The organism is Azoarcus sp. TTM-91 (genome assembly GCF_012911025.1).
Lineage (GTDB): Bacteria > Pseudomonadota > Gammaproteobacteria > Burkholderiales > Rhodocyclaceae > Azoarcus.
In genome coordinates this window covers 43,693-54,145 of record NZ_WUEI01000025.1, presented here as the reverse complement: position 1 = coordinate 54,145, position 10,453 = coordinate 43,693, and the positions used below count along the sequence as shown (strand labels likewise).

Genomic DNA, 10,453 nt, shown 5'->3' with positions numbered 1-10,453 from the left:
ATCCAGCCCCCTCCCTGCCGTGCGGATCGACTCCCGGACCACCCTCGCCTGCTACCTACTGCTCGCGCTCGCCTATGCCGGCGGCCTCGCGGTTCCCCTGATGAACAACGATTCCGGCCACCATGCAGGCATCGCGTTGAACATGTACCTCAGCGGCGACTGGCTGAGCCTGGTGACCCAGGGGCGCGACTACCTGGACAAGCCGCATCTGCTGTTCTGGCTGGCGGCGTTGTCGTTCAAGCTGTTCGGCATCACCACCTTCGCCTACAAGCTGCCCTCGCTGCTGTTCTCGCTGCTGGCCATTTATTCCACCGTGCGCCTGGCGCGGCTGCTGTATTCGGCCGAGGCCGGGCGGCTGGCCGGGCTGGTGCTGGCGAGCGCGCTGGCCTTCATCCTCGCCAACAACGATGTGCGCATGGACGCCATCCTCACCGGCGCCATCATCTTCTCCATCTGGCAACTGGCCGAATTCGCCGCCGCCGGGCGCTGGCGCAACCTGCTGCTGGGGGGGCTGGGGCTGGCGCTGGGCTTCTCCACCAAGGGCATGATAGGCGTGGCCATGCCCTGCATCGCGGTGTTCCTGCACCTCGCCTGGCGGCGCGACTGGGCGCGCTTGTTCGACTGGCGCTGGCTGGCGCTGCTGCCCTGCTTCCTGCTGTTCGCCGCGCCGGTGCTGTACGCCTACTACCACCAGTTCGGCGCCGGCGGGGTGAAGTTCATCCTGTGGTCGCAGAACTTCGAACGTCTGGCCGGCGAGCGCTTCGGCAACGCCGGGGCGGACGACAAGCTGTTCTTCGTCCATACCTTCCTGTGGGCCTTCCTGCCGTGGTCGCTGCTGGCGCTGGCGGCGGTGTGGGCGCATCTACGGGCGGCCGCGGGCGCGCTGCGCCAGCCCAGGCCCGGCGTGGAAATGCTGACGCTGGGCACACTGCTGGTGATCTTCACCATCATTTCCCTGTCGCGCTTCAAGCTGCCGCACTACCTCAACATCCTGCTGCCGCTGTTCTCGGTGATGCTGGGCGCCTGGCTGGCTGCGCGGCCGGTTGAGCGCGCCGGGCGGGCGGCCTGGGCGGCGCAGCTGGTGGTGGTGCTGCTGCTGGCGGTGCTGGCGCTGGCGCTGAACGGCTGGGCCTTCCCGGTGAGCGGGATGCTGGCACCGGCGCTGGCGGCCTTCGCCGTGCTTGCCGGCGCGGTGCTGGTACTCCGCAGCCAGGGTTCGGTGCGGCTGCTGCTGTGCTCGCTGACCGCGGCGGTGGCTTTCAATGTGCTGCTCAACTTCAATTTCTACCCGCAGCTGCTGCGCTACCAGGCTGGCAACATGCTGGCGGCGCAACTGGAGCGGCTGGGCGTGGCGGCGGACGAGGTGGTCTACCTGGAAGGCGAGGCCCGCGCCAACAGTTTCGATTTCTACACCGCCCGGTTGACGCCGGCGCTGTCGGTCGATGAAGTGGCTGCCCGCCCCGGCGCCACCATCGTCTATACCGGCGAGTCCGGCCTGGACGCGCTGGAAGCCGCCGGGCTGAAGACCGAGGCGCTGGCGGTGACCCCGGATTTCCGGGTGACGCGATTGAATTCCCGTTTCCTCAGCCCGCTTACGCGTGAGCAGGGGCTGCAATTCCATTACCTGCTTCGTGTGGAGGCCAGATGAGTCTTGCCCTGCGTGCCGGCGCCTGCGCGCTGATCGCCGGTGTTTCCCTGTGGGCCGCCTGGCCCGGCCTGCATGCGCCGGTGCCCGCGGGCCTGGTTCCACCGGCCGGGGCCGCTGCCGCCGATGGCGCGGGCGCGGCACAGCCGCTGTTCGCCAGCGCCATCGCCAGCGCGGTCTCGCCGCCGCGGGTGCATGCCGCCTCGGTGACGGAACTCGCCGACGGCCGGCTCTACGCCACCTGGTTCGGCGGTGAGCGCGAAGGCGGCGAGGAGGTGAAGATCTACGGCGCCCGCTTCGATCCCGCCAGCGGCGCTTGGGGCGAGCAGCACATCGTCGCCTCGCCGGAGAGCACTTCGGCGGATCTGGGCTACTTCGTGCGCAAGGTCGGCAATCCGGTGACCTTCACCACCCCCGGCGGCGAGCTGTGGCTGGTGTACGTCAGCGTCAGCATGGGCGGCTGGGCCACCAGCCACCTCAACCTGATGCGCTCCACCGACAAGGGCGCCAGCTGGCTGCCGGCGCAGCGGCTGGTGACCTCGCCCTTCTTCAACCTCAGCACGCTGGTGAAGGCTTACCCGGTGTTCTACGCCAACGGCGACATCGGCCTGCCGGTCTATCACGAGATGGGCGGCAAGTTCGCCGAGCTGCTGCTGCTGTCGCCCAGTGGCGAGGTGAAGCAGAAGGTGCGCATGGACCACGGCCGCCGCTCGCTGCAGCCGGTGATGCTGGTGCAGGACGAACAGCGCGCGGTGGCGCTGCTGCGCTACGGCGCGGAGGAGTCGCTGTATCGCGCCTGGCGCATCGAGACCAAGGACGCTGGCCGCAGCTGGTCCGGCGTGGAGGCGACCGACCTGCCCAACCCCAACTCGGCGCTGGCCGCGCTGCGGATGGAGGATGGCCGCATGCTGGCGGTGGCCAACGATACCGAGGATGAGCGCTTGCGCCTGTCCTTGCTCGTGAGTGAGGACGAGGGTCGCCACTGGCGCGCCATCCACCGCTTCGAGGATCGCAGCGACAGCGCCGGCAAGCCGCTGGACGTCGCCAGCTTCCGCAGCCGGCTGGCGGGCGACCTGCCGGCGCTGGGCCCCGGCCCTGCGGCGGAGGCGGTGGCAGAGGTCGCCGAGCGCAACCTCTGCCGCGACGGTGGCAACTGCAGCTGGCAGTACGACTATCCCTACCTGATCCAGGCCCGCAACGGCGACTACCACCTCGTCTACACCTGGAACCGCAGTTTCGTGCGCCATATCCGCTTCAACCGGGCCTGGCTGGAGGAAAGGCTGTGACCGCTATCCATGATGTGCTGGCCTGGGCGCTGGCCCTTTCCCTGTGCGTGCCCGGCCTGCGCGGCCGGCCGCTGCTGGCGTTGATCGCCCTGGCCGCGTGGGCGGGGCTGCTGAATGTGCCGCTGGGCGGGTCCTCGCCGATCGCGGTGCTGCGCGGCCTGTTCGCCGAGCCGGCTCCCACCACCACGCTGGTGCTGGCTGGCCTGCTGCTGGCGCGCACCGGCTGCAGCTGCGTGTTCCGCGCCGGCGAGGCACGGGTCATTGCCGTGCTGGCGGCGGTCACCGGCCTGCTGTTCTACCCGCCGGCGCTGGGTGTGGGCGCGACCGACCCCTACGCCTGGGGCTACGGCGGCGCGGTGCTGCCGCTGGCCGCCGGCGGGCTGGCGCTGGTGGCGGCCTTGCTGGGCGCCCGCCTGCTGCCGCTGGCGCTGGGGGTGGCGCTGGTGAGCTGGCGCCTGGGCGTGTTCGATTCGCCCAACCTGTGGGATTACCTGATCGACCCGCTGTTCTCCATCGGCTGCCTGATCGCGCTGGTGGTCGGGGTGTTCCGCCCGCGGCGGGCACGACGCGACCAGTCGGATCTGCGCTACGCGGCTTGAACAGGGGCGGCGGTATCGCCGACCCGTGGCCGGGCAAGCGACAACACCGCTATCGAAAGGCGGCAATCACGTGGCGAGCCGTGGTCTCCACGGCTTGCCGCCACCGGCTTCGCGCAAGTCCCTTTGCTCAGGGTGAAGGGTTTCCTCTGCTGGAGCGCCGCGCCAGCTCCGGCCCTGGGCAGCCTCAGGCCTCGCGGCCAAACGCGCTGAAACGCGCCGGATACAGCCCGGCCGCGGCCAGATCGGCGACGAATTCCCCGCTCGCCAGATAGGCCAGCTCCGCCTCCCGCGGCGTGGTCAGCGGATCGCAGGCAATCAGCGCCGCATCCACCCGGCCGGGGTGCACATGCACCAGCGGCCGCGGGCCGGTGTCGGCGAGGAAGCGGCGCATGCGCTCGCCGAAGGGCGGCGCGGCGCTGAAGTCGTGCAGGCCGGAGAAGCCCTCGTTCATCGGCAGGCCGGCGGCGCGCGCCTGCTGGCGCAGGCCGCGTCCCAAGGCGGAGATGAACAGCGCCTTGCCGGTGGCGATGCCGCGCCTCAGGCTGCGGCCCGGCGCCTCCACGCAGTTGCGCACCCACACCCGGCCGGCGGGATAGCGCCGCCGCAGCTCCGCCACCAGCGCGTCGCGCACGCCCGGCAGCAGGTGAACGTGCTGATGGCCGTCCACATAATCCGGCGGCGCGCCCCAGGCATCTTCGAAGGCATCCAGCTGGGCGCGCACTTCGTCCGCCACCACCGCGGCTGGCAGACGGCGGGCGAGGGTGTGGGCGAGCAGGCGCTTCAGCGGCGGCAGGCGGCCGCCCGCCGCCAGCCCATGCAGGTCGCCCGCGAGCGGGGCGTGATCGGTCAGGGTGAGGTGCAGGCCGATGTCGGCCGGGGTGGCCGCCACCACCGCGCGCAGCTCGCCGGCGGCGCGTCGCCAGTCGGGCAAGCCGCTCATGCAGCTGGTGGCGGAAAGCCGCCCGGCGGCGATCAATCCGGCGATGGCTGCGCTGACGCCGGGAGCGAGGCCGTAGTCGTCGGCGCAGACGATGATGGGGCGGGCAGGAAGTAATTCACGCATGGCAATAACTGGAAACCGGTCGGCAGTCAACGCGCCGCCAGTGTGCCTCGTTTACGCCTGCATGCCTCCCTTGTGGAGGAGTTTCGTGAGACCGCCATCGTGTCCCGTCCCGATCTCCATCAAACCCTGGCCGCAGCCGCCACACCCACCCAGCCCGCCGTGCCGGCGATGTCCGTGGTGGTGCCGCTCTACAACGAGAGCGGCTCGCTGAACCTGCTGCACGAGCGCCTGTGCGGGGTACTGGATGCGCTGCCGCTGGCGCGCCGGGAGATCGTGTTCGTGGATGACGGCAGCCGCGACACCACCTTCGCCGAGGTTGCCGCGCTGTGCCTGCGCGACCCGACCATCAAGGCCATCCGCTTCGCCCGCAACTTCGGCAAGGAGGCGGCCATGGCCGCAGGCCTGCGGGCGGCCACCGGCGACGTGATCGTGCTGATGGACGGCGACCTGCAGCATCCGCCGGAGTTGATCCCGGAGATGCTGGAGCGCTGGCACAAGGGCGCGCGCATGGTGACCGCGGTGCGGCGCTCGCGGGATACCGACCCCTGGCTGCGGCGCAAGCTGTCGCAGGCCTTCTACGGCCTGTTCCGCCGCGTCTCCGAAGTAGCGCTGACCGAAGGCGGCGGCGACTATCGCCTGTTCGACCGCACGGTGGTGGATGCCATCAACAGCCTGCCGGAGCGCACCCGCTTCATGAAGGGCATCACCAGCTGGGTGGGCTTCCGCCATGAGCAGGTGGATTTCGACCCGGCGGAGCGCGCCGCCGGCGCCTCGGCCTGGTCCATGTGGCGGCTGGGCCGCTACGCGTTGGACGGTCTTTCCGCCTTCAGCACGCTGCCGCTGCGGGTGTGGTCGCTGATCGGCCTGGGCATGGCGGCGCTGTCCGGCGCCTACGGCGGCTGGCTGGTGCTGCGCACGATGATCTGGGGTGTGGATGTGCCGGGCTACGCCTCCATCATGGTGGCGGTGCTGTTCATGTCCGGCATCCAGCTCATCAGCCTCGGGGTGCTGGGGGAGTACGTTGGCCGCATCTTCACCGAGGTAAAGGCGCGCCCGCTCTACCTGGTGGCCGAGCGCCTGGGCTTCGAGGAGCCGCGCCGGTGAGCCGCAGCGGGGAAGCGACCGCCGGCAGCCTGGCGCCGGCGGGGCACGCATTCGCGCTGTCGCCCGCCTGGGCATTGCGGCTGGCGGTGGGCCTGCTGGCCGGCGCCGGCCTGTTCGCGCTGCTGGCCTTCCGCCACTACGGCATCAGCAACGACGAGGAAGTGCAGCATGTGTATGGCCGCCTGCTGCTGGATTTCTACACCTCCGGTTTCGAAGACCACAGCGCCTTCGCCTACAAGAACCTCTACCTCTACGGCGGTTTGTTCGACCTGATCGCCGCCGGCCTGGAGCGCCTGTTCCCGGCCATGAACATATGGGATCTGCGCCACCTGCTTTCGGCCGGGTTCGGCATCGGCGGCGCGTTGGGCGCCTGGCTGCTGGCGCGCAGGCTGGCGGGCGAGTGGGCCGGGCTGGGGGCGCTGGTGGTGCTGCTGGCTACCGGCGCCTGGACCGGCGCAATGTTCACCCACACCAAGGATGTGCCATTCGCCGCCACCATGGTGTGGTCGCTGTACTTCACCGTGCGGGTGCTGGAGAGCCTGCCGCGGCCGGCGCTGCGCGATGTGCTGGGACTGGGCTTCGCCCTGGGCTGTGCCTTCGGCCTGCGGGTGGGAGCGGTGTTCGCGGTGTTCTACCTCGGTGTCAGCCTGATGACCTGGGCCTGGATGGGCGCGGCCGACCTGCGCAGCCGCGGCGGCCTGCTGCTGCGCGCCGTGCGGGGGCTGTGGCCGGCGGTGCTGCTGGCCTTCGCGCTGATGGCGCTGTGCTGGCCGTGGTCGGTGATGGCGCCGGAGAACCTCTACACCGCGATGACCACCTTCTCCCACTTCTCCTTCCAGCTCACCACCATCCTGGACGGTGAGGTAATGAAGAACGGCGACGTGCCCGGCACCTACCTCGCCCACTACCTGCTGGTGCGCCTGCCGGAGCTGTTCCTGATCGGCATCGGGCTGGCGGCGCTGGCCGGTGTGCGCGCGCTGCCGCTCCTGCTGAGCTCCGCCGAGGCCCGCCGGGCGGCGCTGCGCTGGCTGCCGGTGGTGCTGGCCGCTGGCTTTCCGCTGGCCTACACCCTGCTGGCGGCGCCACCGCTGTACAACGGCATCCGCCACTTCACCTTCCTGTTGCCACCGCTGGCGGTACTGGGCGGTGCCGGCCTGGCGGCTGCCTGGCGCTGGGCACAGCCTTGGCCGCGCGGCCGGCTGCTGGCCCTGGGCGCCTGCGCGGTGCTGGCGCTGGGCCACGCCATCAACCTCGCCCGCCTGCATCCGTACGAGTACGTGGCCTACAACAGCCTCGCCGGCGGCCTGCACGGTACCCAGGAGCGCTGGGAGCAGGATTACTGGGCGGCGACGGTGAAGGAGCTGGTGGCCGATCTGCGCACCCGGGTGAGCCGCGAGGGGGGGCAGACCCGGCCTTACCTGGTGGCGGTATGCGCCGAGCCGCTGCAGGCGGCGGCCTGGCTGGATGCGCGTTTCCAGGTGACCACCGACTGGCGCGCGGCGGATTTCTTCATCTCGCCCACCCACATGGATTGTCACACCGCGATGCAGGGCCGCATCGTCGGTGAAGTGGTGCGCGACGGCGTGGAGCTCGGCGTGCTGCGCGACCGCCGCGGCTTGGCAGACGACGAGCGCATTCCGCGATGAGCGCCGGACCGGCATGAGGGGTTCGCCGCTGCTGGCCCGGCTGATCCGTTTCGCCGCGGTGGGCGCGGTGGGCACCGCCGGCCATTACCTGACGCTGATCGGCATGGTGGAAGGCCTGGGCGGCGATCCGGTGGCCGGATCGGTGGCCGGCTTCCTGGTCGGCGCCTTGATCAATTACAGCCTGAACCGCGCCATCGTGTTCCGCTCCGGCCGCGCCCACCGCGAGGCCTTGCCGCGCTTCCTGGCGGTCGCCGGGCTGGGGCTGGTGTGGAACGGGCTGCTGATGAGCCTGCTCACCCATGTGCTGGCGCTGCATTACCTGCTGGCACAGATCCTGGTGACGGCGCTGCTGCTGTTCTGGCACTACGCCGGCAACGCCTTGTGGACCTTCGCAGAGCGCCCCTCCGGGCGCTGAGCGCGGTGGCTCAAGCCGCCTCGGGCGGCGGCATTTCGGCGATGATCTTCTCCAACTCGCTCATCGCCACCGGCTTCACCAGGTGGTGATCGAAACCGGCGCCGCGCGAGGCCAGCCTGTCCTGTTCCTGGCCCCAGCCGGTGGTGGCGATCAACACCGCGTTCTTCGCCCACGGGAATTCGCGGATGCGGCGGGCGGCGCCCAGGCCGTCCAGTCGTGGCATGCCCAGGTCCAGCAGCACCACCTCCGGCTGCAGGCGCTCCGCCTCGGTCACCGCCTGCTCGCCGTCGTAGGCGATTGCCACCCGGTGGCCCAGCAGCTCGAACATGGTCGCCAGGCTCTCGGCTGCGTCCCGGTTGTCGTCCGCCACCAGCACCCGGCGGTGCCCGCGGGCACGGGGCTCCTGGTCCATCGTCTCGTCGCCCGCGGCGTGGCGCTCGACTGACAGCGGCAAGGTGATGGTGAAGCGGCTGCCCTTGCCCACCCCCTCGCTCTGGGCGGTGACGCTGCCGCCGTGCATCTCCACCAGCTGCTTGACGATGGTGAGGCCGATGCCCAGCCCCCGCGAGGGCTGGTGGGGCGCCACCTCCACCTGGGCGAAAAGGTCGAAGATGCGGTTTAGCATATGCGGCGGAATGCCGGCGCCGTTGTCGGTGATGGCGATGCGCACCGCCGCGTCGTCCCGCTTCACCGCCAGCGCGATGCGCCCGCCCGGCTCGGTGTACTTGGCGGCGTTGACCAGCAGGTTGGTGACCGCCTGGGTGAGGCGCACCGCGTCTGCCTCGACGTACACCTCGCGCGAGGGCAGTTGCACCGTCAGCTCGTGCTCATGCTGGCGGATGACGTGCTCGGCGGACTCCACCGAGTGGCGGATGATGTCCGCGACGTCCACCCGCTTGCGGCTGATGGTGATGAGGCCGCGGCTGATGCGGTTGGCGTCGAGCAGGTCATCCACCAGCGACACCATGTGGCTCACCTGGCGCTCCATCATCGTGCAGGCGCGGTTCAGCAGCTCGCCGTCGCCGGTGCTGCCAGCCAGCTTCAGGATCTCCAGGCCGTTGCGCAGCGGTGCCAGCGGGTTGCGCAGCTCGTGCGCGAGGATGGCGAGGAACTCATCCTTGCGCTTGTCGGCCTCCTGGCGCTCCTCTTCCGCCGCCTTGCGCTGGCTGATGTCGTTGAACAGGATGGCGACATGCCTGTCCTCCGGCTTGCCGACGCGGAAGGCGTAGACGTCGTACCAGCGGTTCAGACCCTGGGCACGGTTTTCGAAGCGCGTCGATTCACCCGTGGCGGCGACATGCGCATAGATGGAGAACCAGTGTTCTTCATGGGTCGGCACCATCTCCCGCATGCATTTGCCTACCGCGTCGATCAGCCCGGTCTGGCGCTCGAAGCTGGGATTCACCTCGAGAAAGCGGTAGTCGATGCCCGTTCCGTTCTCGTCCACCAGCACTTCGATTACGCAGAAGCCTTCGTCGATGGCGTTGAAGAGGTCGCGGTACTTCTCTTCCGAGCGACTGAGCGCGTCCGCCATTCCCCGTGGCTCGGTGACGTCGCGGAACAACATCACCAGCCCGCCGTCCGAAGTGGGGTGCAGGCTGTGATGGAAGCTGCGGCCGCTGACGGCATCTTGTTGCTCCAGTTCCAGGGCCTGATCTCCCGGCTGCATGCCGGGCAGTGAGGCCAGGTGGGATTTGAGGCTGGGAAAGATCTCCAGCAGGGGCCGGTTCAGCAGCGCCTCGCGCGGGCGCCCCAGCGCTCGTTCGGCGACCGGGTTGAGGTAGTGCACTCGCTGCGCCTTGTCGCATGCGATGACACCTTCACTGCCATGGGCGAGGATCTCTGCCGCCTCGAAGGCGGCAAGGGCGGGCGCTGGATTCAAGGTCGTCGTCAGCCTATCCATAGGTGCGTCTGGAACATGGGGGTCGCTGCGTCTGTGCAATCGTCGTGCCTGGGAAACCGCGGCTCCCGGGGGCGAAATCCAGGTAAATCGTTCCGCCGGAGGCGGAGCGTGCATGCCGCAATTACAGGAGCGCAGGGGCGGCGGGCGTGGATGTGGAAGTCCGTCGGAGCCCCCCTTTGCATGACGGAGAGCGTGATGATCCTGGTGATCGACCTTGAGGCAACCTGTGACGAAGGCGAGGCCATGCCGCCTGGCGACATGGAGATCATCGAGATCGGCGCGGTGTGGGCTTCACCCAATGGCAGCCTGCACGAGTGCTTCCAGACCTTTGTGCAGCCGGTGCTGAACCCGCGGCTCACCGCCTTCTGCACCGGCCTCACCGGCATCCGCCAGGAGGATGTCGCCACCGCGCTCCGTTTCCCGGAAGCGGCGGCAGCCCTGGCGGAGTTCGCCGGCCTGCATCCCGGCGGCCAGCGCTGGTGGGGTAGTTGGGGGCGCTATGACTTCACCCAGTTCGGCCGGGACTGCGCGCGCCACGGTGTGGACGATCCCTTGGCCGGCCTCGAACACATCAACCTCAAGCGCAGTTTCGCCAATGCCCGCGGCATCAAGGAAGTGGGCCTGGCAAAGGCGCTGCAACTGGCGGACCTGTCGTTGGAAGGCAGGTATCACCGTGGGCTGGACGATGCCCGCAACATCGTCCGCCTGCTGCCCTGGTGCCTGCCAGCGGCGATCTAGGCAGGCCGCACTCGCTGGAAAGGCGGCCATGCCCAGGCCAGGGTCTGCCGGCCG

At 69.7% G+C, this 10,453-nt stretch carries 9 protein-coding genes; 7 read left to right on the top strand and 2 right to left on the bottom strand.

Going from position 1 to position 10,453, the window contains the following annotated elements:
• The 3 genes from GRF61_RS09835 to GRF61_RS09825 all read left to right on the top strand — a co-directional run.
• Positions 1-1,648 (top strand): glycosyltransferase family 39 protein (locus GRF61_RS09835; RefSeq protein ID WP_169150479.1); only part of this gene is annotated, 1,648 nt, incomplete at its 5' end.
• On the top strand, positions 1,645-2,931 hold the full coding sequence (locus GRF61_RS09830; protein ID WP_169150478.1) for a sialidase family protein: 1,287 nt from the start codon (positions 1,645-1,647) through the stop codon (positions 2,929-2,931). The genes GRF61_RS09835 and GRF61_RS09830, both read left to right, overlap by 4 nt.
• Positions 2,928-3,530 carry a hypothetical protein gene (locus tag GRF61_RS09825; RefSeq protein WP_169150477.1) on the top strand — a complete coding sequence of 201 codons (603 nt, stop codon included), beginning with the start codon at positions 2,928-2,930 and terminating at the stop codon, positions 3,528-3,530. Before GRF61_RS09830 ends, GRF61_RS09825 begins: the two co-directional genes overlap by 4 nt.
• Positions 3,531-3,714: 184 nt before the next feature.
• Here GRF61_RS09825 and GRF61_RS09820 read toward each other — a convergent pair whose 3' ends face one another.
• Positions 3,715-4,593 (bottom strand): ChbG/HpnK family deacetylase, encoded by an 879-nt coding sequence (locus tag GRF61_RS09820; RefSeq protein WP_169150476.1) that lies wholly within the window; start codon positions 4,591-4,593, stop codon positions 3,715-3,717.
• Positions 4,594-4,692: 99 nt separating this feature from the next.
• Between GRF61_RS09820 and GRF61_RS09815 the strand changes: the two genes are divergently transcribed.
• From GRF61_RS09815 to GRF61_RS09805, 3 genes are read left to right on the top strand one after another with little or no spacing between them, the layout of a single operon-like run.
• Complete coding sequence (locus GRF61_RS09815; RefSeq protein ID WP_348982377.1) at positions 4,693-5,697, top strand: glycosyltransferase family 2 protein; 1,005 nt, start codon at positions 4,693-4,695, stop codon at positions 5,695-5,697.
• A complete protein-coding gene (locus GRF61_RS09810; RefSeq protein ID WP_348982376.1) occupies positions 5,694-7,343 on the top strand; it encodes a glycosyltransferase family 39 protein in 1,650 nt (549 codons plus the stop codon). Before GRF61_RS09815 ends, GRF61_RS09810 begins: the two co-directional genes overlap by 4 nt.
• 13 nt (positions 7,344-7,356) lie before the next feature.
• Positions 7,357-7,758: a GtrA family protein gene (locus tag GRF61_RS09805; protein WP_169150475.1), complete on the top strand. Its 402-nt coding sequence runs from the start codon at positions 7,357-7,359 to the stop codon at positions 7,756-7,758.
• 10 nt (positions 7,759-7,768) lie between these two features.
• Here GRF61_RS09805 and GRF61_RS09800 read toward each other — a convergent pair whose 3' ends face one another.
• Complete coding sequence (locus GRF61_RS09800; RefSeq protein WP_169150474.1) at positions 7,769-9,661, bottom strand: ATP-binding protein; 1,893 nt, start codon at positions 9,659-9,661, stop codon at positions 7,769-7,771.
• A gap of 180 nt (positions 9,662-9,841) precedes the next feature.
• Here GRF61_RS09800 and GRF61_RS09795 point away from each other — a divergent pair, with 180 nt between their 5' ends.
• The gene (locus GRF61_RS09795; RefSeq protein ID WP_248281180.1) at positions 9,842-10,399 is read left to right on the top strand and encodes a 3'-5' exonuclease; all 558 of its coding nucleotides are present in this window, start codon (positions 9,842-9,844) and stop codon (positions 10,397-10,399) included.
• Positions 10,400-10,453: the final 54 nt, after the last annotated feature.

Excerpts from the sequence above, each read along its gene's own strand:
- GRF61_RS09830 (WP_169150478.1), top strand. The coding sequence starts at position 1,645 with ATGAGTCTTGCCCTGCGTGCCGGCGCCTGCGCGCTGATCGCCGGTGTT.
- GRF61_RS09820 (WP_169150476.1), bottom strand. The coding sequence starts at position 4,593 with ATGCGTGAATTACTTCCTGCCCGCCCCATCATCGTCTGCGCCGACGAC.
- GRF61_RS09805 (WP_169150475.1), top strand. The coding sequence starts at position 7,357 with ATGAGGGGTTCGCCGCTGCTGGCCCGGCTGATCCGTTTCGCCGCGGTG.
- GRF61_RS09800 (WP_169150474.1), bottom strand. The coding sequence starts at position 9,661 with ATGGATAGGCTGACGACGACCTTGAATCCAGCGCCCGCCCTTGCCGCC.
- GRF61_RS09795 (WP_248281180.1), top strand. The coding sequence starts at position 9,842 with ATGACGGAGAGCGTGATGATCCTGGTGATCGACCTTGAGGCAACCTGT.